21 protein-coding genes, 2 pseudogenes and 1 riboswitch are annotated in these 23050 nt (G+C 73.6%); of the genes and pseudogenes, 9 read left to right on the top strand and 14 right to left on the bottom strand.

Annotation, left to right across the window (positions count from 1 at the left end):
• Complete coding sequence (locus tag GC157_05275; protein ID MBI1376878.1) at window positions 1-798, bottom strand: type 1 glutamine amidotransferase; 798 nt, start codon at window positions 796-798, stop codon at window positions 1-3.
• Window positions 735-2072 carry a glutamine synthetase gene (locus tag GC157_05270; protein ID MBI1376877.1) on the bottom strand — a complete coding sequence of 446 codons (1338 nt, stop codon included), beginning with the start codon at window positions 2070-2072 and terminating at the stop codon, window positions 735-737. The genes GC157_05275 and GC157_05270 overlap by 64 nt, the downstream gene beginning before the upstream one ends.
• Window positions 2073-2196: 124 nt before the next feature.
• Between GC157_05270 and GC157_05265 the strand changes: the two genes are divergently transcribed.
• On the top strand, window positions 2197-3921 hold the full coding sequence (locus GC157_05265; protein MBI1376876.1) for an NAD+ synthase: 1725 nt from the start codon (window positions 2197-2199) through the stop codon (window positions 3919-3921).
• A gap of 35 nt (window positions 3922-3956) precedes the next feature.
• Here GC157_05265 and GC157_05260 read toward each other — a convergent pair whose 3' ends face one another.
• Together GC157_05260 and GC157_05255 are read right to left on the bottom strand one after the other, a co-directional pair.
• Window positions 3957-4622: a TetR family transcriptional regulator gene (locus GC157_05260; protein ID MBI1376875.1), complete on the bottom strand. Its 666-nt coding sequence runs from the start codon at window positions 4620-4622 to the stop codon at window positions 3957-3959.
• A 200-nt stretch (window positions 4623-4822) separates the two neighbouring features.
• A pseudogene (locus GC157_05255) lies at window positions 4823-6427 on the bottom strand (DHA2 family efflux MFS transporter permease subunit).
• A 253-nt stretch (window positions 6428-6680) separates the two neighbouring features.
• On the opposite strand from GC157_05255, the gene panB reads away from it, so the two are divergent.
• On the top strand, window positions 6681-7532 hold the full coding sequence (gene panB / locus GC157_05250) for a 3-methyl-2-oxobutanoate hydroxymethyltransferase (GenBank protein MBI1376874.1): 852 nt from the start codon (window positions 6681-6683) through the stop codon (window positions 7530-7532).
• Between the two features lie 66 nt (window positions 7533-7598).
• On the opposite strand, the gene GC157_05245 is transcribed toward panB, so the two are convergent.
• The 4 genes from GC157_05245 to npdG all read right to left on the bottom strand — a co-directional run bounded on the left by GC157_05245 (window position 7599) and on the right by npdG (window position 11114).
• Complete coding sequence (locus GC157_05245) at window positions 7599-8603, bottom strand: alpha/beta hydrolase fold domain-containing protein (GenBank protein MBI1376873.1); 1005 nt, start codon at window positions 8601-8603, stop codon at window positions 7599-7601.
• A 7-nt stretch (window positions 8604-8610) separates the two neighbouring features.
• On the bottom strand, window positions 8611-9384 hold the full coding sequence (locus tag GC157_05240) for an ABC transporter permease (protein MBI1376872.1): 774 nt from the start codon (window positions 9382-9384) through the stop codon (window positions 8611-8613).
• Window positions 9381-10313: an ATP-binding cassette domain-containing protein gene (locus GC157_05235; GenBank protein MBI1376871.1), complete on the bottom strand. Its 933-nt coding sequence runs from the start codon at window positions 10311-10313 to the stop codon at window positions 9381-9383. The genes GC157_05240 and GC157_05235 overlap by 4 nt, the downstream gene beginning before the upstream one ends.
• Before the next feature lie 87 nt (window positions 10314-10400).
• A complete protein-coding gene (gene npdG, locus GC157_05230) occupies window positions 10401-11114 on the bottom strand; it encodes an NADPH-dependent F420 reductase (GenBank protein MBI1376870.1) in 714 nt (237 codons plus the stop codon).
• A 37-nt stretch (window positions 11115-11151) separates the two neighbouring features.
• Between npdG and GC157_05225 the strand changes: the two genes are divergently transcribed.
• From GC157_05225 to GC157_05200, 6 genes are all read left to right on the top strand, one after another.
• On the top strand, window positions 11152-11853 hold the full coding sequence (locus GC157_05225) for a hypothetical protein (GenBank protein MBI1376869.1): 702 nt from the start codon (window positions 11152-11154) through the stop codon (window positions 11851-11853).
• Window positions 11854-11908: 55 nt separating this feature from the next.
• Window positions 11909-13204: an MFS transporter gene (locus tag GC157_05220; protein ID MBI1376868.1), complete on the top strand. Its 1296-nt coding sequence runs from the start codon at window positions 11909-11911 to the stop codon at window positions 13202-13204.
• Window positions 13205-13352: 148 nt separating this feature from the next.
• The gene (locus GC157_05215) at window positions 13353-13802 is read left to right on the top strand and encodes a histone (protein MBI1376867.1); all 450 of its coding nucleotides are present in this window, start codon (window positions 13353-13355) and stop codon (window positions 13800-13802) included.
• Window positions 13803-14127: 325 nt separating this feature from the next.
• Window positions 14128-14991: a type I methionyl aminopeptidase gene (map, locus tag GC157_05210; protein MBI1376866.1), complete on the top strand. Its 864-nt coding sequence runs from the start codon at window positions 14128-14130 to the stop codon at window positions 14989-14991.
• 51 nt (window positions 14992-15042) lie between these two features.
• Entirely contained in the window at window positions 15043-15816 is a 774-nt protein-coding gene (locus GC157_05205; GenBank protein ID MBI1376865.1) for an ROK family protein, read from the top strand.
• 64 nt (window positions 15817-15880) lie between these two features.
• Window positions 15881-16357 (top strand): MarR family transcriptional regulator, encoded by a 477-nt coding sequence (locus tag GC157_05200; protein MBI1376864.1) that lies wholly within the window; start codon window positions 15881-15883, stop codon window positions 16355-16357.
• Between the two features lie 185 nt (window positions 16358-16542).
• Here GC157_05200 and GC157_05195 read toward each other — a convergent pair.
• From GC157_05195 to rfbB, 3 genes and pseudogenes are all read right to left on the bottom strand, one after another.
• Window positions 16543-16818: pseudogene (locus tag GC157_05195) on the bottom strand (hypothetical protein).
• Between the two features lie 953 nt (window positions 16819-17771).
• A riboswitch (cyclic di-GMP riboswitch) is annotated at window positions 17772-17869 on the bottom strand.
• Window positions 17870-18015: 146 nt separating this feature from the next.
• Complete coding sequence (rfbD, locus tag GC157_05190) at window positions 18016-18876, bottom strand: dTDP-4-dehydrorhamnose reductase (protein MBI1376863.1); 861 nt, start codon at window positions 18874-18876, stop codon at window positions 18016-18018.
• The gene (gene rfbB, locus GC157_05185) at window positions 18873-19862 is read right to left on the bottom strand and encodes a dTDP-glucose 4,6-dehydratase (GenBank protein MBI1376862.1); all 990 of its coding nucleotides are present in this window, start codon (window positions 19860-19862) and stop codon (window positions 18873-18875) included. The genes rfbD and rfbB overlap by 4 nt, the downstream gene beginning before the upstream one ends.
• Window positions 19863-20001: 139 nt before the next feature.
• Between rfbB and rfbA the strand changes: the two genes are divergently transcribed.
• Window positions 20002-20871 (top strand): glucose-1-phosphate thymidylyltransferase RfbA, encoded by an 870-nt coding sequence (gene rfbA / locus GC157_05180; protein ID MBI1376861.1) that lies wholly within the window; start codon window positions 20002-20004, stop codon window positions 20869-20871.
• A gap of 89 nt (window positions 20872-20960) precedes the next feature.
• Here rfbA and GC157_05175 read toward each other — a convergent pair whose 3' ends face one another.
• Genes GC157_05175 through GC157_05165 form a run of 3 tightly spaced genes read right to left on the bottom strand, consistent with a single transcriptional unit; the run spans window position 20961 to window position 23033 of the window.
• Window positions 20961-21857 carry a glycosyltransferase gene (locus GC157_05175; GenBank protein MBI1376860.1) on the bottom strand — a complete coding sequence of 299 codons (897 nt, stop codon included), beginning with the start codon at window positions 21855-21857 and terminating at the stop codon, window positions 20961-20963.
• Window positions 21850-22302, bottom strand: a complete 453-nt coding sequence (locus tag GC157_05170; protein ID MBI1376859.1) for a DUF2304 family protein — start codon at window positions 22300-22302, stop codon at window positions 21850-21852. The genes GC157_05175 and GC157_05170 overlap by 8 nt, the downstream gene beginning before the upstream one ends.
• Window positions 22299-23033: a glycosyltransferase gene (locus GC157_05165; protein MBI1376858.1), complete on the bottom strand. Its 735-nt coding sequence runs from the start codon at window positions 23031-23033 to the stop codon at window positions 22299-22301. Before GC157_05165 ends, GC157_05170 begins: the two co-directional genes overlap by 4 nt.
• Between the last annotated feature and the right edge of the window lie 17 nt (window positions 23034-23050).

Below are 23050 nucleotides of genomic sequence, written 5' to 3'. Positions count from 1 at the left end.
TCAGTCCCGCGCGCCGGCCCGGACCACGTCGGCGAACGCGATCGCGAAGGGACGCCACGCGGCGACGAGCTCGTCCTCGCGCTCCACGAACGGCCGCACCACCTCGTCGCGGTCGAGGCCGAGACGGGCGACGGTGTCGGAGTCGTCGTCGATCCAGCTGTCCATGATCGCGGCGTCGATCTCCGGGTGGAACTGGAGCGCCCAGGCGTGCTCGCCGATGCGGTACGCCTGGTGGGCGCACGCCGCCGTGGACGCGAGCGGGACGGCGCCGTCGGGCAGCACGGTCATCGCGTCGATGTGGAACTGGCCCACCGGTGCGCCCTGGGGGACCTGCGAGAGCAACGGGTCCTTCTCGGCCGCGGGCAGCAGCGTGAGCTCGGTGATGCCCACCTCGGCGGTCTGCGCCCGCTCGACCCGACCGCCGCAGGCCAGGGTCATCACCTGCCCACCGAGGCACACGCCGAGCACCGGCCGGCCCTCGTCCACCGTGCGCGCCACGAGCGCGCGCTCGGCCGGCAGCCAGGGGGCGACGTCGTCCTCCCACGCCGCCATCGCGCCGCCGAGCACCACGAGCCCGTCCACGTCCTCGGGCAGCGACTCGGGCACGGGCTCCCCCGCGTCGGCGAGCACCTCGACCACCTCGACGCCGGCCTCGGCCCACCACCGGCCGAGCAGCGCGGGCGGGTCGGTGGGGTCGTTGCGCACCACGAGCAGACGCGTGCGCCGCTGGTCGCTCACAGGACCGGGAGGTAGCGCGCGAGCTCGAACGGGGTCACCTGTCGCCGGTACTCGGCCCACTCGGCCCGCTTGTTGCGCAGGAAGAAGTCGAAGACGTGCTCGCCGAGGGTCTCGGCGACCAGCTCGCTGCGCTCCATCACCGTGACCGCCTGGCCCAGCGAGCTGGGCAGCGGCTCGATCCCCAGGGCGCGGCGCTCGGCCTCGGTGAGGGCCCAGACGTCGTCCTCCGCGCCGGGGGGCAGCTCGTAGCCCTCCTCGACGCCCTTGAGCCCCGCGGCCAGCATGACCGCGAACGCGAGATAGGGGTTGGCCGCGGTGTCGATCGAGCGGAACTCGATGCGCGTGGCGTTGCCCTTGGTGGGCTTGTACATCGGGATGCGCACGAGAGCCGAGCGGTTGTTGTGGCCCCAGCACACGTACGCCGGCGCCTCTCCGCCGCCGCCGAGCCGCTTGTAGCTGTTGACCCACTGGTTGGTGACCGCGGTGATCTCCGGGGCGTGGCGCAGCAGCCCGGCGATGAAGCTGCGGCCCACCTTGGACAGCTGGAACTCCGCGCCGGCCTCGTAGAACGCGTTGCGGTCGCCCTCGAAGAGCGACACGTGCGTGTGCATGCCGGACCCGGGGTGGTCGGGGAACGGCTTGGGCATGAAGGTCGCGTACACGCCCTGCTCGAGCGCGACCTCCTTCATCACCAGCCGGAAGGTCATGATGTTGTCCGCGGTGGTGAGCGCGTCGGCGTAGCGCAGGTCGATCTCCTGCTGGCCGGGCGCACCCTCGTGGTGGCTGAACTCCACCGAGATGCCCATCGCCTCGAGCATCGTGATGGCCTGGCGGCGGAAGTCGTAGCCCTGCCCGTGCGGCGTGTGGTCGAAGTAGCCGACGTCGTCGATCGGTCGCGGGACGGCGCCCCGCTCGAACCCCTGCTCGAGCAGGAAGAACTCGATCTCGGGGTGGGTGTAGAAGCTGAAGCCGAGGTCGGCGGCGCGGTTGAGCGCGCGCTTGAGGACGTGACGGGGGTCGGCGTAGGACGGGCTGCCGTCCGGCATGAGGATGTCGCAGAACATGCGGGCCGTGCCGGGGCTCTCGCCGCGCCAGGGCAGCACCTGGAACGTGCCGGGGTCGGGCTTGGCGAGCATGTCGGACTCGTAGACGCGGGCGAAGCCCTCGATCGCCGAGCCGTCGAAGCCGATGCCCTCGGCGAAGGCGCCCTCGAGCTCGGCCGGCGCCACGGCCACCGACTTGAGCATGCCGAGGACGTCGGTGAACCAGAGCCGGACGAACCGGATGTCCCGCTCCTCGATCGTGCGCAGCACGAACTCCGTCTGCTTGTCCATGGCGCCCATCTTGGACCAGGACGCGCGGGCGCGGTGCGTCGGCTCGCCCGACCGGGACGCCGGTGCCCGCCCCACGCCTCGCCCGCCCGCCGCACGGGTGGGCGCCGCGCCCTAGGCTGGCCGCGTGCCCCAGCTGCGCGTCGCGCTCGCCCAGGTCAACCCGACCGTGGGCGACCTGTCCGGCAACGTCGACGCCGTCCTGGCCGCGGCACGGAGCGCCCACGAGGCGGGCAGCCACCTCGTGGCCTTCCCGGAGATGGTGGTCACGGGCTACCCGGTCGAGGACCTCGCCCTGCGCCCGTCGTTCCAGGACGCGAGCCGCGCGGCGCTCGACGCGCTGGCCGCACGCCTGGACACCGAGGGTCTCGGCGGCCTGGTGTGCGTGGTGGGCTACCTCGACAGGATCAGCGGCGCCGCGCCCGTCCTCGGCCGCCCGCGCAACGAGCCGCAGAACGCGGCGGCCGTCATCACCGGAGGGCGCGTGGTCGCCCGGTACGCCAAGCACCACCTGCCCAACTACGGCGTGTTCGACGAGTACCGCTACTTCGTGCCGGGCACCGGGTCCACCGTCGTCCGCGTGCACGGCGTCGACGTCGCCGTCGCCATCTGCGAGGACCTCTGGCAGGACGGCGGACCGGTCTCCGAGGTGCGGGCCGCCGGCGCCGGGCTCCTCGTCGTCATCAACGGCTCGCCCTACGAGCGCAACAAGGACGACGTCCGGCTCGAGCTGTGCTCGCGGCGGGCGCGGGAGGCGGGCTGCGCCCTCGCCTACGTGAACATGGTGGGCGGCCAGGACGAGCTCGTCTTCGACGGCGACTCGCTCGTGGTCGACGCGGAGGGCGACCTGCTGGCGCGCGCGCCGCAGTTCGAGGAGTCCCTGCTCGTGGTCGACCTCGACCTGCCGCTGGCCGACCCCACCACGAGCAGGTCGGTCGCCTCGCTCGGCTTCCCGCTGCCGCCCTACGAGCCGCAGCCCGCACCCCTGGCCGACCGGCTCTCCGACGACGCCGAGGTGTGGGAGGCGCTCGTCCTCGGCCTGCGCGACTACCTGCGCAAGAACGGCTTCGGCTCGGTCGTCGTGGGGCTCTCGGGCGGGATCGACTCCGCCGTGGTCGCGGCGCTGGCCGTCGACGCGATCGGCGCGGAGCACGTGCACGGCGTCTCGATGCCCAGCGTGTACTCGTCCGGGCACTCCCAGGACGACGCGGCCGACATGGCCGCGCGCACCGGGCTGCACCTGCGCACCGTGCCCATCGCGCCGATGGTCGACGCCTACCAGTCGCAGCTGAGCCTCACCGGGCTCGCGGAGGAGAACCTCCAGGCCCGGGTGCGCGGCACCACGCTGATGGCGGTGTCCAACGCCGAGGGGCACCTGGTGCTCGCGACGGGCAACAAGAGCGAGCTCTCGGTGGGCTACTCCACGATCTACGGAGACGCCGTCGGCGGCTTCGCGCCGATCAAGGACGTGCCCAAGGTGGACGTGTGGAGGCTGGCGCGCTGGCGCAACGCCGAGGCCGAGCGGCGCGGGCAGACGCCGCCCGTCCCGCCCAACAGCATCGACAAGCCGCCCTCGGCGGAGCTGCGGCCTGGCCAGCTCGACACCGACTCGCTGCCGGACTACGCCGTCCTCGACGACCTGCTCGACGACTACGTCGAGAACGACCGCGGCGCCTCCGAGCTCGTCGCGGACGGGTTCGACCGCGCGCTCGTCGAGCGCGTGCTGCGGCTCACCGACGTCGCGGAGTACAAGCGCCGCCAGTACCCGCCCGGCACCAAGATCTCGGTCAAGGGGTTCGGCCGCGACCGCCGGCTCCCGGTCACCAACCGCTGGCGCGAGACCGCGGACTGAGCCGTCGCGGCGTCAGGCCGCGGACCGCGCCGGGCTCACGCGGGCAGGAAGCCGCGCAGGATCGCGTCGACGAAGTCCTCCGGGCCGGCGCCGGGAGTGCTGTCGCGACCGCTCGTGCGGACCTGGAGCGTGTAGACGCTCGAGGCCACCACCAGCGTGGTGAGCATGTCGACGTCGGTGTCCGCCCGCAGCTCGCCGCGGTCGATGCCGCGCTGGATGACCGTGCGGTAGACCGCGCGCCGGGGCTCGACCACCTGGTCGTAGTAGGAGCAGAACATCGCGGGGTTGCTCTTGGCGTGGGCGAGCACGCGCGGGAAGAGCTGGCCGGTCTGGCTGTCCTTCTGCCTCCACCAGGCGGTGACCATGGCCACGAGCACGTCGCGCACGTGGCCGTCGGGCACCTCCGCGGTGGCGGCGTCGTCGACGGACGCGAGCGCGGCGATGACGAGGTCCTCCTTGGCGGCGAAGCGGCGGTAGATCGTCGCCTTGCCGACGCCGGCCCGGGCCGCCACCTCCTCGACCGAGAGCGCGGTCGGCCCCACCTCGCCGAGCAGGGCGAGCGTGGCCTCGAGGATCGCGGTGTCGACGCGCTCGTCGCGCGGACGCCCGGGACCCCGGCGGCCGCTGCCGCCGGGGTCGCCGTGCGCTTCGTCGTGACCCCCGGGGTCACCGTGCAGGAAGGACGTGATGCGGGAGGTCACGCCGGGTCGACCTCCGGCACCGCGCGGTACTCCTCCGCCGCCTCGGCGGCGTAGGAGCCCTCGAGCTCGTCGGCGCCGGCATCGGCGTCGGCGCGGTCGGCCGAGCCTGCGGCAGCGGCGTGGCCCTCACCCTCGCGGCGAGCGACGGGAGCCACCCCGTGCCCGCCCACCCGAGGGGGGGTGATGTGCGGCAGCAGGGTCCACACCACGACCATCGCGACGAGCACGAGGCTGGCCGAGATGAGGGTGGTGACGCGCGAGGCGTCGAGGAACGAGGTGAAGGCGCTGTCGCGGGTGGCGGCCGCCACCGAGGCCGGCAGCCCCTGCGTCACCGCCTGCTGGAGCACGTCGACCGTGGCGATGATCGAGTTCGACATCGCGTCCTTGGCCGACGACGGGAACTGCGTGGGCAGGGCGTCGAGCGCCGGCTGCAGCCGCGTGGCGTACTGCGTGGCCAGCACCGTGCCGATGACCGCGACGCCGAGCGCACCGCCCACCTGACGGACGGTGTTCTGCACCGCGGACCCCGCGCCCGCCCTGGCGAGCGGCAGCACGTTCTGCATCACCGTCGACGCCGGGGCGATCACGTTGCCCATGCCGAACCCGAAGAAGAAGAACACCACGAGGATCAGCCAGAGCGGGGTGCTGAGGTGCAGCGAGAACGCGAGCGTGACGAGCGCAGCCGTGACCACGAGCAACCCGCCCGCCATCACCCGGCGATAGCCGAACCGGTCGACCATCCCCGCGCTGCGCGGGGCGGCGAGCAGCTGCCCGATCGCGAACGGCAGGAAGCACAGGCCGGCCTGGAGCGTGGAGTAGCCCCGCAGGGTCTGGAGGAAGAAGGGCAGCGTGAACGTGATGCCCGACAGCGCGAAGAAGGCGAGCGTGACGGCGGTGAGGCTCACCGTGTAGCCGCGGTTGCGGAACAGCGACACGTCGAAGCTGCGGTGCGAGCTGCGCGCCTCGGTCCAGACGAACAGCGCCAGAACCGCGGCCCCGAGCAGCATCGGCACGAGCACCGTCCAGTCCCAGAACGTGAGGGTCTGCGACGCGTGGATGATGCCGTAGACGAACAGGCCCAGGCCGACGAACGAGATCACCAGGCCGGGGATGTCCAGCGCCTGCGGGTGCGGGTTCTTGGTCTCCGGGACGACCCACACGATCCCAACCAGGCCGATGGCCACGATCGGCACGTTGATGAGGAAGACGCCGCCCCAGTCGTTGTTGGTCAGCCACGAGGTCCAGCCGGGGTTCTCGAGCAGCAGGCCGCCGAGCACCGGGCCGAGCGCCACCGCGCCGCCGACGGCGCCGGCCCACAGGCCGATGGCCCGGCCCCGCTCGTGCGGCGGGAACACGACCGTGATGATCGCCAGGGTGACGGGGAGGACGGCGGCGCCGCCGATGCCCATGATCCCGCGGAAGGTGATGAGCATGATCGGCGAGACCGCGAAGGCGCAGGCGGCCGAGGCCACGGCGAAGACCGTCAGCCCCGTGATGAGCACCTTCTTGCGGCCGTAGGTGTCGCCGAGGACGCCCCACGTGAACAGCAGCGCCGCGAACACGAGGATGTAGGCGTCGACCGCCCACAGCAGCTCGCTCTGGCTCGCGCCGAGGTCGCGCTGGATCGTGGGCAGCGCGATGTTGAGGATCGTGTTGTCGAGGACGACGACGAGCAGGCTCGTGACGAGCACGCCGAGGATCGCCCAGCGGCGGGGGTGGCCCTCGCCGGAGGTCTGCCAGCCGTCCGCGGGCTGCTGGTCGCGGGCGGCGACCGCGCCCGAGGGGGCTGCGGAGGAGTCGGTCATGGGGGTGCCTTCCGGGGTCCGAGGTGTCGGCGTCGAGATTAGGCGAGGCTAATCCGAAACGCAACCGTACCGTTTCGATACCACGGACCTCCGACATCCGCATCCCGGTTCCGGCCCGAGCGCCCCCGGGGGAACCGCGCTCCGGCGGCGCGGCGGACGGCCGGCCGGGGGTGCTCGCCGCGAGGGAGGTGCCTGTGCCACCCTGGGAGACGAACGGGTACCCGCTCCGGGACTCGAGTCGATGGAGGTCCTCATGACCGGCACGTCCCCGCACGTCCCCGAGCCGCTCTACGGCGGCTCCCCCACCGGCCGGCGCGTCACCGTGCGCGACCTCGCCGCCGCCACGGCCCGCGGCGAGAAGTGGCCGATGATCACGGCGTACGACGCCCTCACCGCACGCGTCTTCGACGAGGCCGGCATCCCCGTGCTGCTCGTCGGCGACTCGGCCGCGATGGTCGTCTACGGCTACGACTCGACCGTGCCCGTGTCGGTCGACGAGCTCCTGCCGCTCGTGCGCGGCGTCGTCCGCGGCTCCGAGCGCGCGATGGTGGTCGCGGACCTGCCCTTCGGGTCCTACCAGGCCTCGCCGCAGCAGGCCCTCGAGACCGCGTCGCGGTTCATGAAGGAGGGCGGCGCGCACGCGGTGAAGCTCGAGGGCGGCTCGCGCGTGCTGCCGCAGGTCGAGCTGCTCGTGGCCTCCGGCATCCCTGTGATGGGTCACCTCGGCCTCACCCCGCAGTCGGTGCACGCCTTCGGCGGCTACCGCGTGCAGGGCCGCGGCGAGGACGGCCAGCGGCTCCTCCAGGACGCGAAGGCGCTGCAGTCCGCCGGCGCCTTCGCCGTCGTGCTCGAGGTCGTCCCCGCCGACCTCGCGGCGCACGTCTCCGAGGTGCTCACGATCCCGACGATCGGCATCGGTGCGGGCCCCGACACCGACGCGCAGGTGAACGTCTGGCAGGACATGGCCGGGCTGAACTCGGGCCACGTCGCGAAGTTCGTCCGGAAGTACGCCGACGTCCACGGCGTGCTGCTCGATGCGACACGGGCCTGGGCCTCCGACGTCGTCTCCGGCGCCTACCCCGCCCCCGAGCACACCTACGAGTAGTCCGGCCGAAGCCCGTCGGCGCCGTCGTCCTCGGGGACGGCGGCGCCGCGGCGCACCCGGGCCCGCTCAGGCGGTGCGGGCGCGCACGAACGCGATCATCCGCTCGAGAGTGGCGCGTGAATCCTCGAGTGCCAGGTCGAACTGGTACTCGTGCCCGAGGGCGGGCGCGTGGTCGGCGTCGAACTCGACCGACTCCACCTCGACGCCCAGGGAGCGCAGCCGCCGCACGAGCGCCGCGGTCTGGGGCGCCAGCGGATCGGCGTTGCCGACGGTGACGAACGACGCCGGGAACGCCTCGCCCACGTGGTCGACGACCGCGGTCGACCGGAGGAAGCGCGTGTCCCGTGCCACGTCCCGCGAGCCGGAATACGCCCACCCGCAGGCGCGGAGGACTGCGGACGCCGACAACGCGGCCGGACCCAGGTCGTAGATGCCGCAGCAGAGGACGGTGGCGCGCAGGGCGCCCGCCTCGAGCGTGGGCTCGAGACCGAGCAACCGCGCGTAGTCGCCGTCCACCACCGCTGCGGCCACCTGCGCGGTGATGTGAGCGCCCGCGGAGTCCCCGGCGAGGACCACGCGGCCCGCGTCGGCCTCCCAGCGGTGGGCGTTGCCCACCACGTGGGTCAGCGCGCGCATGACCTGGCGCGCCGGTGCTGGGTGGCGCGCAGCGGGTGCCAGCGTGTAGCGGGGGGCGACCACGCACAGCCCGGCCCGCGCGAGGTGCGCGAGGTAGTAGTCGATCTCGTCCTTGCTGCCGCCCACGAACGCGCCGCCGTGCGTCCAGAGCAGCACCGGCAGGGGCCCGGCCGCCGGGGTGGGCAGGTGCACGTCGAGCAGCTCGTCGACCCCCTGGCCGTAGCGCTCGTCGACGATCGAGCGCACGTCGGGCGGGGCTCCGGGACGCAGCCGCTCCGCCCGCTCGGCACCGCTGCGGGCGAACTCGCGTCGCAGCAGCGCCACGGTGGGCCTCGGGCTCACCATCAGGCTCGCCCGGAGCCCGGCCGCGACGAGCGCCCCCGTGGCTCGGGCCATCGGGCTCCGTTCGCGCACCACCAGATCGGAGGTGGACACCGGGGTCTCACTCCCACCGGAACGTGCGGACGGCGAGCGAGGTGAAGACGACCGCGTACGCGACGAGGACCAGCAGCGGCGCGAGGCTGGGGAAGCCGCCGGCGACGGTGTCGTTCAGCGCCTGCACCGCCGCGCCGGTGGGGGTGCGCTCCACGACGGCGCGCAGCGCCTCGGGCATCGTGGGCACGGGCCACCACAGTCCGGCGCAGAAGGCCAGGACGAAGAACAGCACGCTCCCGATCGCCCCCGCCGCCTTGGCGGTAGCGGCGACCGCCGAGACCCACAGGCCGATCGGGAACAGCGCCGCGCCCGTGAGCACCACGGTCACCACCAGCCCCGGGATCGAGCCGGGCAGCCGCATCCCGAAACGCAGGTAGCCGAGCAGGAGCATCACCGCGATCGCCGCCACGGCCACGCCGACGTACACGGTCAGCTGCGCGGCCAGCAGCCGGGTCGGCGGCACGGGGGTGACCGCCAGGCGCCGCAGGAAGCCCAGCTCGCGATAGGTCGCGAGGCGCATGGGCAGCGCGTTGAGCGCGAGCATGCTCAACGTGAAGACCATGAGGATCGGGCCGTAGAGGTCGAGCGGCGTGAGCCCCCCGAGCTCGGGCGTCGGCTCCAGGAACTTCGGGATGCTTCCGAACACCAGGAGCAGCACCACCGGAAGGCCGAAGCCCACCACGAGACCGGCCGGCTCGCGCACGTTGAGGCGCAGCTCGCTGCGGACCAGACCGGCGAACGCGTGCCGAGCCACGGCAGATCGGGTCGCCAGGGCGCTCATGCCGTGCCCCCACCGGTCGTGACGTCGTCCGGCCGTTCCGCGGTCAGGGTCAGGAACGCCTGCTCGAGGGACGCAGTCTCGACGCGCACCTCACGAGCCCGGCACCCGACCGCGTCGAGCGCGAGCACGACGTCGGTCACGACGTCGCCCGATCCTGAGACCACCACCCGGTCGCCGTGGCGCGAGACGCCGGAGACGGACCCGAGCCGCCGGAGCACCTCGTCGTCGACCTCGACCGACGGGCGGAACTCCATGCGCGTGACCCCTCCGCCCTGCTCCGCCAGCTCGGCCGGCGACCCGCACGCGACCAGCCGACCGCGGTCGATCACGGCGACCCGGTCGCACAGCCGCTCGGCCTCCTCCATCGAGTGCGTCACCACGACCACGGTGACGCCGCGCGCACGCACCGACTCCACGAGCGACCAGGTGTCCTGGCGCGCGTGCGGGTCCAGCCCGGTAGTCAGCTCGTCGAGGATGGCGATGGTCGGGTTGCCGACGAGGGCCAGCGCGATCGACAACCGCTGTTTCAACCCGCCGGAGAGCGCGCGGTAGTACGCGTCGAGGTGCGACTCGAGACCGAGGGACGACGCCAGCTCGCCGAGGTCGGCGGGGCCGGCGTAGAACGCGTGGAACAGCTCAAGCGCCTCGCGTACGCGCATCTTCGGCAGGAAGGCGCTCTCCTGCAGCTGGACCCCCACCCGGCGCCGCACCTCCTCGCGGTCACCGACCGGGTCGAGCTCGAGCACGCGGATCCGGCCGGCATCGGGCCGGCGCAGCCCCGCAACGCACTCGACGGTCGTCGTCTTGCCCGCGCCGTTGGGGCCGACCACGCCGAAGATCTCGCCGGACTCGACCGCGAGGCTGAGATCGTCGACGGCGAGAGTCGTTCCGTAGGCCTTGCGCAGGCCCACCACCTCGATGACCGCCACGACGCGCCTCCGTCCCGTGGCCACCATCATGCTCCCGGCGGCCTCCGACCCGAGGGCTCAGTGGGCCGGGAGCGGCGACCGCCTCGATCAGACGTCGGTGACGCGTATGCCGGCGTGGGCCTTGTAGCGGCGGTTGACCGAGATGAGGTTCGCGGTGAGCGCCTCCACCTGGCGCGCGTTGCGCAGCCGGCCGGCGTAGACGCCGCGCATGCCGGCGATGCGGCCGGCGAGCGCCTGCACGACGTCGGTGGCCTCGCGGTCGTCGCCGACGACGAGCACGTCGGTGTCCACCTGGGCGACGCCCTCGTCGAGCAGCAGCACGGCCGAGACGTGGTGGAACGCGCCCACCACGCGCGCGCCCGGGAGCACCGCGGCGGCCTGCTCGGCCGCGGACCCCTCCTCGACAGCGAGCGCGAACGCGCCCTGCTTGTCGAAGCCCAGCGGGTTGACGCAGTCGACGACGACCTTGCCGTCGAGCTCGGCGGCCAGCGACGCGAGCAGGTCGCGGTGACCGTCGTAGGGCACGGCCACGATGACGACGTCGGCCGACGCGGCGCACTGCGCGTTGTCGGCGCCGGTCACGCCGCGGCCGATCTCGGCGGCGGCGGCCTGGGCACGGTCCTGCGACCGCGAGCCGATCACCACGCGCTGGCCGGCGTCGGCGAGGCGCACCGCGAGCCCGCGACCCTGCTCCCCCGTGCCGCCGAGCACTCCGACGACGAGGCCGGAGACGTCCGGCAGGTCGTGGGCCGAACGGGTGACGCCGGGCGCGGACGGGGACGGCACGCTGCTCTCGCTCATGCCTGGATCCAACCAGTGCGCCGCCCCGTGGGGCACGATGGCCCCCGTGGATTCCTCCCGGGTGAGCCTGCTGCGCGAGGTGCTCTCGAGCACCGGCTGGGTCGACCGCACGCGCGGGTTCGCACGGTCGCTGCGCCGCTCCACCGACGGCGGCGACGGGCTGCTGCTCGTCGGCACGCCCACGCAGGAGCCCTGGCACCTCGCCGCGCACCTCGACGACGAGGCCCGCTACGCCGGGATCCCCACCCTGTCCCCCACGCTGGTGCGCTGGTCGCCGCCGCCGGGTGCGCCGCAGCACCTCTCCTACGGCCTCGACCGCCTCGAGGCCGCGCGCCGAGGGGAGACGCTGTTCGTGGTCGCCCCCGACGACCCCACCGCGGACCTGCTCGAGCGCCTCGCCGACGCGCGCCGCGTCGGCGCCACCCTGCTCACCATCGACGCCGGCGACGACGACCTCGCCGGCCTCGCGCACGACCAGCTCATCGTCCCCTCGCGCGGCCTCACCGCCACCGGCGAGCCGTCGGGCCTCGCCGTCGGCCTCCAGCTGGCCGGGCTCTCCGACGTCGACCTGAGCCTGCCCGACGTCTCGTTCGACACCGTGCAGCACCTGGTGTCCGTCGCCGCCGGCGAGGACCTCGTGCTCGCGCCCGCGTCGTCGTCGCCGCGGCGCGGGTTCCGCGACCGCCTCGCCCGGGTGCTCGACGGGATCCAGGGCTCGCCCTCGCCGCGGGACTGGTGACCGTCGCGGCAACCCGCGTGCGCCCGGAGGGCGGCGTGCCGCACACTCCTCGCTCGTGACCGGGTCCGCGACGCCGCGCTGGCGCATCGACGTCTCGCCGCTGCGGGTGTCCCGCGACTTCCGGCTGCTGTTCTGGGCCGGCGTCGTGTCCTACCTCGGGTCGATGTTCACCTTCGTCGCCGTGCCGCTCCAGGCGCAGCAGCTCACCGGGTCCTTCGTCGTCGTCGGGATGCTCGGGCTCGTCGAGGTGGTGCCGATCATCGTGTTCGGGCTGTGGGGCGGCGCGCTCGCCGACCACGTCGACCGCCGGGCGATGATCCTCGCCGCGGAGGCCGGCTCGCTGGTGTGCTCGGTGGCGCTCCTCGTCAACGCGCTGCTGCCCGAGCCGCACGTGTGGGTGCTCTTCGTCGTGGGCGCGCTCGCCGCGACGGCCGACTCGTTGCAGCGGCCGTCGCTCGACGCGCTGGTGCCGCAGACCGTCGACCACGACCGGCTCGCCGGGGCCTCGGCGCTGATGTCCCTGAGGTGGAGCACCGGCTTCATCCTCGGCACCTCGCTGGCGGGACTGGTGGCCAGCGCCCTCGGCGTCGGCGTCGCGTATGCCGTCGACATCGTGTCGTTCCTCGTCTCGCTCTCGCTGCTCGCGCGGCTGCGCAGCCGCGGTCGGGTCAGCGACGAGGACGGCGCACCCGGGCTCGCGCACGTGATGGAGGGAGTGCGCTACGCCTGGAGCCGCAAGGACCTACTGGGCACCTACGCGATCGACACGCTCGCGATGGTGCTCGCCTTCCCGTGGGCCGTGTTCCCGTTCGTCGCGGCGAAGTACGACGCACCCTGGGCGCTCGGTCTGCTCTACGCCGCGTCGGCGGTGGGGTCGACGGCGGCCTCGCTCGTGAGCGGCTGGACGTCGCGGGTCCGGCGTCACGGCAGGGCCATCGTGTTCGCGGCGTCGGCGTACGGACTCGCGATCGCCGGGTTCGGCATGTCGCCCTCACTCGCCCTCGCACTCGCGTTCCTCGTCCTCGCCGGCGCCTTCGACATGGTGAGCGGGCAGTTCCGCGCGCTGGTGTGGAACCAGTCGATCCCCGACGAGCTGCGCGGCCGTCTCGCCGGCATCGAGCTGCTCTCGTACGCGATCGGCCCACAGCTCGGCAACGCGCGGGTGAGTCTCGTCGCGCAGTGGCGTGGCTTGGGCGTCTCCATCGCGTCAGGCGGATTGCTCTGTGCCGCAAGCGTTCTCGCGCTCGGTGCCGCGCTGCCTTCGTTGTGGCGCTACGACGTCACGACGTCGCCCGAGGTCGCCGCCGTACGTCGCGCGCGTGAGGGTGAGGCGTCGCGCGACAAGTTGTGACACGCTGTGCATCGCACATCGCGTTACCACGAGCGCGACACGAAGAACGCGTACGACTCGAACGTCCGCCAACTTTCTGTCACGCTCTGACACAGTTCTAGACGAAGGCTTCCGACACCAGGGTCGGAAGGCGACTCAGGGAGGCATCGTGGCGGCTGCCAAGTCCACCGCGAAGAAGGTTGCCAAGAAGGCACCCGCGAAGAAGACGGCGGCGAAGAAGGCTCCGGCCAAGAAGGCCGCAGCGAAGAGGGCACCGGCGAAGAAGGCAGCGGCGAAGAAGGCTCCGGCCAAGCGCACCGCCGCCAAGAAGGCGCCCGCGAAGAAGACGGCGGCGAAGAAGGCTCCGGCCAAGCGCACCGCCGCCAAGAAGGCCCCGGCGAAGAAGGCCGCGGCGAAGAAGGCTCCGGCCCGCAAGGCCGCGGCGAAGAAGGCTCCGGCCCGCAAGACGGCGGCGAAGAAGGCTCCGGCCAAGCGCACCGCCGCCAAGAAGGCTCCGGCGAAGAAGGCTGCGGTCAAGCGCGCGCCCGCCAAGCGCACCGCCGCCAAGAAGGCCCCGGCGCGCAAGGCTCCGGCCAAGCGTGCTGCCAAGAAGGCCTGACACCGGCGAGCTGCACGAAGGGGCCGGCACCGCGAGGTGCCGGCCCCTTCGTCGTCCCGCCGCGAACCGGGGCGGTGTCGCGCGGTGCGGTCAGTCGTCCTCGTCCTCGTCGAAGCGCTCCGTGCGGCGGTGCATGCGCTCGAGCACACCGGCCGCCTCCTCGCGCGTCGCGTAGGGACCGAGGCGCTCGGAGTTCGGATCTCCCTGGCCCTGCTCGACCTGCTGGGTCCGCAGGTTGAACCACCACTGCTCGCTCACGGCTGCTCCCGTCTGCCGAAGGCCCGCACGCGGAGGACCTCCGTCGTGGGCCTCCTAGACTCTCACCATGCCACTCGCACCCGGCGTCATCAGCCCCCTGCGCAGCGTCCCCTCGGACATCCCCCGGCCCGAGTACGTCGGACGCGCCCGCGCCGAGCGACCGGCCGGGTCGGACGTGCAGGACACCGACACCATCGAGCGCATGCGGGTCGCGGGCAGGCTCGCGGCCCAGGCGCTCGCGGAGGTCGGCCGTGCCGTCGTGCCCGGCGTCACCACCGACGAGCTCGACCGCATCGGCCACGAGTTCCTGTGCGACCACGGCGCCTACCCCTCGACGCTCGGCTACCCCGGCAACGGACGGGCACCGGCGTTCTCGAAGTCGCTGTGCACCTCGCTCAACGAGGTGATCTGCCACGGCATCCCCGACTCGACCGTCGTGCAGGACGGCGACATCTGCAACATCGACATCACCGCCTACATCCACGGCGTGCACGGCGACACCAACGCGACGTTCCTGGCCGGCGAGGTCGACGAGGAGTCGCGCCTGCTCGTCGAGCGCACGCACGAGTCGATGATGCGGGCCATCAAGGCGGTGGCCCCGGGGCGCCAGGTCAACGTCATCGGGCGGGTGATCGAGTCGTACGCGCGCCGGTTCGGCTACGGCGTCGTGCGCGACTTCACCGGCCACGGGATCAGCACGGTCTTCCACTCGGGGTTCGTGGTGCCGCACTACGACGACCCGGACGCCACGACGGTGCTCGAGCCGGGCATGACGTTCACGATCGAGCCGATGCTGACGCTGGGCACCTACGCGTGGGACATGTGGCCGGACGGCTGGACCGTCGTCACCGCCGACCGGCGTCGCTCCGCGCAGTTCGAGCACACGATCGTCGTCACCGACACGGGCGCCGAGATCCTCACGCTGCCCTGAGGTCCGGACGCCCGGGGCCGGACGGTCGTCGTGGTCGCTAGCCTCGTGCCCATGAGCGACGACGCCCATCCCCTCGGCTGGCCGGACGACGTGCGCACCCTCGCCATCGACGTCGGCGGCAGCGGTTTCAAGGCAGCCGTGCTCGACCCGGGGGGCGTGATGCTCACCGAGCGGGTCCGCGTGGACACGCCCTATCCCTGTCCGCCGCAGGTGCTGGTGAGCTCGCTCGTCGCCCTCACCGACCACCTCGGCGTCTACCACCGGGTGTCCGTGGGCTTCCCGGGGCTCGTGCGCAACGGCCGGGTCCGCAACATCCCGTCGCTGTCGCGCACGGCGTACGACGGGGAGACCGATCCCGCGCTCGAGAAGGCCTGGCGCGGGTTCGACCTCGCGGCGGCGCTGCGCGAGGCCTTCGGCGTGCCGGTGAAGGTGGCCAACGACGCCGACGTGCAGGGCTGCGCGGTGGTGCTCGGCGAGGGCTTCGAGTTCGTGATGACCCTGGGCACGGGAGTGGGCACGGCGCTGTTCCTCGACGGCCGCCTGCTGCCCCACATCGAGGGCGGCCACGCCCCGTTCCGCAAGGACCAGACGTTCGAGGAGCAGCTCGGCAACGTGGCGCGCAAGGACATCGGCAACCAGCGCTGGGCCAAGCGCGTCACGAAGGCGATCGACGCCTACGACCGCTTCCTGTTTTTCGACACGATCTACGTCGGCGGCGGCAACGCCAAGCACCTCGATCCCGAGCAGCTGCCGACGCACGCGCGCATCGTCGACAACACCGCCGGCATCGTCGGCGGCGTCCGGCTGTGGGACCTCGACGCCTGAGCGCTCGCGCAGAGCGCAATCGTCCGGCTTTCAATCATCTGCCTCTCCTGGCTACGCTGGTCGCATGACCAGGTGGCTGTCCGCGGAGCAGCAGGCGCACTGGCGCGCCTACATCGCCGCGACGACGCTGCTCGGCGACCGGCTCAACCGCGAGATGCAGGCGGCGCGCGGGCTGTCGATGGCCGACTACGAGATCCTCGTGCGGCTGTCCGAGGCCCCCGGACGGCGCCTGCGCATGAGCCAGCTCGCCGAGTTCACCCTCGCCAGCCGCAGCCGCCTCTCGCACCAGATCGACCGGCTCGAGAAGGTCGGCCTCGTCGCGCGCGAACCCTGCGAGAGCGACAAGCGCGGGGCCAACGCCGTGCTCACCGAGCTGGGCTGGACCACGCTCGTCGACGCCGCCCCCGTGCACGTCGAGGGCGTGCGCGAGCACCTCGTCGACCTGCTCACCGACGAGCAGTTCGCCGCGCTCGGCGAGGCGCTGTCCGTCGTCGCCGACCACCTGCGCGCCGACGTCGACTGCGAGCGCGACGCCGGCTGACCCGGCGCGGGCACCGGTCCGCGCAGCCCAGCCCCCGACCGCGAGTCGGCTGCGGGCTAGAGGTGGCCGCCGCGACGCCGCGTGGCGCGCAGCACCACGAACCCGGCCGCGAACAGGCTCAGGCCCGCCAGCAGCGGAACCGTGACGTCACCGCCGGTGTGCGGGAGCCCCGGGGTGCCCGGCGTCGTGGCCGGCGGGGTGGTCGCGGGCGGCGTGGTCGCGGGCGGTGTGGTCGCGGGCGCCGTCGTCACCGGAGGCGTGGTGGCCGGCGGTGTGGTCGCGGGAGGCGTGGTCGCGGGAGGCGTGGTCGCGGGCGGGGTCGTCGCGGGCGGGGTCGTCGCGGGAGGCGTCGTGGCCGGGTGCGTCGTGGCCGGCGGAGTGGTGGCCGGCGGAGTGGTCGCGGGAGGCGTGGTGGCCGGCGGAGTCGTGGCCGGGTGCGTCGTCGCAGGCGGCGTGGTGGCCGGGGGCGTGGTGGTGGCCGGCGGCGTCGTGCCCGGGCTGCTCGTGGTCGAGGTCCAGGACGGCCCGGGGCTGGTGGCGGTGCCGGTGGGCGAGCCGGAGGTCGGCGGGCACCAGGTGGACCCGCTCGAGCTGCCCGAGGGCCCGGCCGTGGTGGCGGTGCCCGACGCCGTCGAGCCGCTGCTCGACGCAGACGCCGAGCCCGATCCCCAGGAGCCGGAGGCCGACCCCGACGCCGAGCCCGATGCCGACCCGGACGCCGACCCCGACCCGCTCGCCCCCGAGCCCGAGGCGGAGCCGGAGCCCGCCGAGCCCGACGCGGACCCGCTCCGCGAGCTCGGCCCGCACACCACGACGTGGGTGATGCCGTGCACCTCGCCGTCGGGCGCCTTCGGGACGCCGTGCGGCCCGGCGGCCGGCTGGGTCCACACGAAGTCCCACGACCCGGCCCGCAGCACGAGCCGGCCGGACGGCTGCTCGAGCGTGTAGGTGACCGAGCTGATGCCGTCCATGTCGAGGGTGAAGCCGTCCGAGCACTGGGGCCAGCCGGAGGTGAGCAGGTGCGCGTCGGTCGCGGCGAGCACCTCCTGCGGCGAGACGTCGACGGACACCGAGGCGTCGGCGACGACGAGGGGCGCGGCCACCAGGGCGGCCGCGGTTGTGGCGAGGGCCGAGGCGAGGATCGCGCTGCGCCTGCGCGCGGGCGTGACCGGCGGCGCGGGAGGCAGGGGTGCGGCGTGCGCCGCGGGCTCGCGCAGGTGCTCGCCGGGGACGCGGAGCCTGCTGCCGGGCACGCGGACGTGGCTTCCCGGCACCCGCGCGTGGCTGCCGGGGACGCGCTCGCGACGCCCGGTGTCGCGACCCGTCGACGGGCGTGGCCTCGAGGGCCGGTCGGGGTCGTTCGCGGTCATCGCGGGTCCGTCCTGGTCGTGGCGTCAGCTCCGGGCGCTCTGCTCACGATCAAGGCCGGGCTCACCACTGGCTCGCCGCGACCTCGCCCCTCGGGGCGGGTGACCGCAGGTGCGGTCGCGGGTCGACGCCTCCTCGATCCCCGTCCGGCGCACCGGACGGCACCGCGACCGGGGCCGCGGCGCGCTCACCCTAGCGGGTGAACGGCGCGCCATCCCCCGCCTCGGGAGCACATACCTCAAACTGGGGAACCGCTTGGGGCCCAAGGGACTTCGCCATCGGCTCGGATGTCACCCGAATGGCGGCCATGATGCACCGAGCGCATCCTCCCAGTGACGCAGCGCAGGCATCCCGACCCGCGCCCACGCGTCGTGCCCGAGCACGGAGTAGGCCGGCCGCGGCGCCCGGCGCGCCATCGCGGCGCTCGTGGTCGGACGCACCATCGCCGGGTCGAGGCCCATGCGGCGCACCACCTCGCGCGCCAGGCCGAACCACGTCGTCTCGCCGGACGAGGTCGCGTGGTAGCGCCCGGCGGGGACGCCGGCGTCGACCATGTCCACGATGCGCGCGGCGACGTCGGCGGTCCACGTGGGCTGGCCGACCTGGTCGTCGACGACGTCGAGGTGGTCGCGCTCGCGTGCGAGCCCGGCGATGGTGGAGACGAAGTGGCGGCCGTGCCGGCCGTAGAGCCACGCGGTGCGCACGACGTAGGACCGGTCCGCCAGCTCGGCGTGCACCGCCTCCTCCCCCGCGGCCTTGGTGCGGCCGTACGCCGTGCGCGGGTCGGTCGGCGCGTCCTCGGCGTAGGGCGTGTCAGAGTCGCCGGCGAACACGTAGTCGGTGGACACCTGCACCAGCCAGGCACCCGCGTCGCGGGCGGCGCGGGCGAGGTGCGCGGGCCCGAGCGCGTTGACGGCGAAGGCCTCCTCCTCGTGGTCCTCGGCGTCGTCGACCGCGGTCCACGCCGCGCAGTTGACGACGACGTCGGCGCCGCGCACCGCGTCGGTCACCGAGGCGACGTCGAGCAGGTCGAGCTGCGGGCGGGACAGCCCGGCGACGTCGCGCCCGCGCAGGGCGTCCATGAGGTCCGCCCCGAGCATCCCGCGGTGGCCCACCACGAGCCAGCGGCCGTCGCCGCGCGGCGCGGTCATCGCGCCAGGGACGCGCGCGCCTTGAGGGGCTCCCACCACGACCGGTGCGTGCGGTACCACTCCACGGTCGCGGTCAGGCCGTCGGCGAACGGCACGCGCGGGGCGTAGCCGAGCTCCTCGGAGATCTTCGTGATGTCCACGGAGTAGCGGCGGTCGTGCCCCTTCCGGTCCTCCACCGGTACCACGCGGCTCCAGTCCGCGCCCGTGCGCTCGAGCAGCAGGGCAGTGAGCTCGCGGTTGGTCAGCTCCGTGCCGCCGCCGATGTTGTAGACCTCGCCGGCCCGGCCGCCGACGAGCACGAGCGCGATGCCACGGCAGTGGTCGTCGACGTGCAGCCAGTCGCGCACGTTGAGGCCGTCGCCGTAGAGCGGCACGGTGCCGCCGTCGATGAGGTTCGTGACGAACAGCGGGATGACCTTCTCGGGGAACTGGTAGGGCCCGTAGTTGTTCGAGCACCGGGTGACGACGACGTCGAGGTGGTGGGTGCGCGCGTAGGCGCGAGCCATGAGGTCGCTCGCCGCTTTCGACGCCGCGTAGGGCGAGTTCGGCTCGAGCGCGTGCGTCTCCGGCCAGGACCCGGCCTCGATCGAGCCGTAGACCTCGTCCGTGGACACGTGCACGAAGCGGCCGAGCCCGTGCCGCCGTGCGGCGTCCAGGAGAGTCTGGGTGCCCACGACGTTGGTCATCACGAAGTCGCGCGCCCCGGTGATCGACCGGTCGACGTGCGACTCGGCGGCGAAGTGCACCACGGCGTCCGACGCCGCCACCAGCTCGTCGACGAGGGCGGCGTCGAGGATGTCGCCCTCCACGAACGAGAGCCGGGGGTCCTCGGCCACGGGGTCGAGGTTGGCCCGGTTGCCCGCGTAGGTGAGGGCGTCGAGCACCGTGACGCGCGGGTCGTCGACGCCGGGGTAGCCGGCGCCCAGGAGCGTGCGGACGAAGTGGGAGCCGATGAAGCCGGCTCCGCCGGTGACGAGGATCCGCATGCCTTCCCCGGGGTCGTCTGGCGGGCAGGGTCGCTGCGATCGTAGTGCGCCGCGGGGGTGCGGCCGGTCGCCCGACCGGTGGCCGGGCGGCGCGCGCCGCGCGTCCGGCGCCTCGGCGTCGCGCCACTAGAGTGCGCGCATGCGCGGCATCGTCCTGGCCGGGGGCTCCGGAACCCGGCTGCACCCGCTCACCCGCAGCGTGAGCAAGCAGCTGCTCCCCGTCTACGACAAGCCGATGGTCTACTACCCGCTGTCCACCCTGCTGATGGCGGGCATCCGCGACATCCTCGTCATCACCACGCCCGAGGACGCCGGCGCCTTCCAGCGACTCCTCGGCGACGGCAGCGGCCTGGGCGTCTCGATCTCCTACGCCGAGCAGCCGCGCCCCGAGGGCCTGGCTCAGGCCTTCGTGATCGGCGCGGACTTCCTCGACGGCGACTCCGCGGCCCTGGTGCTCGGCGACAACATCTTCTACGGCCAGGGCCTGGGCACCGCGCTCGCCCGGCACCACGACGTCGACGGCGGCCAGGTGTTCGCCTACCACGTGAGCAACCCGCGCGACTACGGCGTCATCGACTTCGACGAGACCGGCCGGGCCCTGTCGATCGAGGAGAAGCCCGAGCACCCGCGCAGCAGCTACGTGGTGCCGGGCCTGTACTTCTACGACAACGACGTCGTCGAGATCGCGCGGGGCATCCGTCCCAGCGCCCGCGGCGAGCTCGAGATCACCGACGTCAACCGCGCCTACCTCGCGCAGGGACGGCTGCACGTCACGGTGCTCGACCGCGGCACCGCGTGGCTCGACACCGGCAGCGTCGGGTCGCTCATGGCGGCGGGCGAGTTCGTGCGCGTGGTGGAGGAGCGCCAGGGGCTCAAGATCGGGTGCATCGAGGAGATCGCCTGGCGCGCGGGCTGGATCGACGACGACGGCCTCCGCGCCCTGGCCGAGCCCCTCGTCAAGAGCGGCTACGGCACCTACCTGCTCGGGCTGCTCGACACCGATCGCTGACCTCCGACCCGCACGTTACTGCCCGAAGAACCGGATCCTGGCCGGTTCTCCGGTCGTTCCGGCAGTAACGACGGGGCGGGGGGCTGGGGTCAGGGGCCGACGGCGTGGCGCAGCAGGGAGCCGACGGCGTCCGCGCTGCGCGCCCGGGGCAGGCAGAGCACGGCGTAGAGCCTCGAGGTGACGTGCCAGCGCGCGGCGCGGGCCGCCCGGTGCCAGCCGATCCGGTCGAGGGTGGCGGCGGCCTCGTGGAAGAACGCGCGCTCCTCGGCGAAGCGGGCGCCGGTGAGCGCCTGCGTCGAGGACAGGCTGGCGCCGTGCCGCCGGTACTCGAACTGCACGTCGTCGAGGTAGGCCGCCTGCGCACCCTCGACGAGCAGGCGCAGGTAGAGGTCGACGTCCAGCACGATGTCGCGGCCCTCGCGGAAGCCGTGCGGCAGCACCGCCTCGCGGTTGAAGGCGACGGCCGGGAAGTACATCCAGTTGCCCACCAGCAGCGAGCGGGTGAGGTCCTCCCCGCCCAGCACGGTGAACCCCTCCGCGCTCGCCGGAGGCATGAGCCGCGCCTTCACCGCGTCGGCCCGCGTCGAGACCGGCCGCCCGGCGTCGTCGACGACGCGCACCGACGGCTGGATCCAGGCCAGGTCCGGACGTCGCCGGGCCATCTGCGCCACCGCCGAGACGTAGCCCGGCAGCAGCCGGTCGTCGGCACCCACGAGCGTCACCCACGGCGCCCGGGCCACCTCGAGGCACTGCTGGAAGTTGCGGTTGATGCCCAGCCGCACCGGGTTGTGCCGGTACTCCACGCGCGGGTCGCCCAGCGAGGCGAACCATGCCGCCAGCGCGTCGTCGGCGGGGCCGTCGTCGAGCACCGTGAGCAGCCACGCGTCGCTGTCCTGCGCGAGCACCGAGGCCACGGCCTCCCGCAGGTAGGCGTCGTCGCCGTACGCCGGGACCGTGAGGTGCACGACCGGCGCGGCCTCAGCCACCGGTGCCGCCCACCGTGTCCTCGTCCGGTCGCGCGTCGCGCGGCTCCTCGGGCCCGGCGTCCAGCAGTCCCTCGTCGGGTGCGACGTCGCCCGGGGCCGCCGAGCCCGCGCGCAGCTCCTCGAGCTGCTGGCGCAGCAGCGCGAGCTCCTCCGCGAGGCGCTGGCTGCGGTCCTCCTGCCGGCCCACCTCGAGGCTGAGCTGCATGCCCACCACGAGCAGCACGAGGGCGGCCATGGCGAACACCAGGTTGGCCGGCAGCGCGAACCCCAGCCGCCGGGCGACCGAGGTGAGCAGCCCCGGGAACACGGTGAACAGGACCCCGAGCAGGCTCACCACGAGCCAGAGCACGGCGTACTTCTCGCGCAGGGCACGCCGGCGCAGCAGCTCGATCGTCAGCGCGAGCACCGCGAGGCTCGCGACGACGCCGACCAGGCTCGTGCTCATGCCTCGTCCGCCCCGGTCGAGGTGTGCAGCACCGCGAGGCCCAGCACCAGCACCGCGCGCGCCAGGTAGGCCACCGAGCGGACGACGCCCTGCGAGGGCCGCCCGGCCCGGCGCTCGCGCAGCTGCACGGGCAGCTGGCCGACCCGCAGTCCCGCTCGCTCGGCCACCACGAGCGACTCGATGGTGTCGCCGAGGTACTCCGGCGGGTACTCGCGCGCGAACACGCGCACCGCGCGGGGGCTGCTCGCGCGGAAGCCCGAGGTGACGTCGGTGAGCCGGGCGCGGGTGAGACGCGAGAGCGAGACGGCCAGGAACCGCATGGCGAACCGGCGGAACGCGCTCACGTGGTACTCGCCCACTCCCGCGAACCGCGCCCCGATCACGACGTCGAGGCCCGCGTCGAGCTCGGCCAGGAGGCGCGGGACGTCGGCGGGGTCGTGCTGGCCGTCGGCGTCGCACTGCACGACCGGGCCGTAGCCGTGCCGCTCGGCGAAGAGGAAGCCCGCGCGCATCGCACCGCCCACCCCGACGTTGAACGGCAGCGAGATCACGCGTGCGGTCCCGGTGGCGCGCACGAGGTCGGCGGTGCCGTCGGTGGAGCCGTCGTCGACGACGAGGACGTCGATCCCGGGCAGCTTCTCGTGCAGCTCGGCCAGCACCCCGGGCAGCGCCTCGGCCTCGTTCCAGGCGGGGACGACGACGAGCGCCCGACCCGACCGACCCTGGCTCACAGGTCCGGAGTCTAGGT

The organism is Frankiales bacterium, from assembly GCA_016125335.1.
Taxonomy (GTDB): Bacteria; Actinomycetota; Actinomycetes; order S36-B12; family CAIYMF01; genus Longivirga.
The sequence above is the reverse complement of the archived record's forward strand: the minus strand, read 5'-3'. Positions and strand labels throughout refer to the sequence as shown.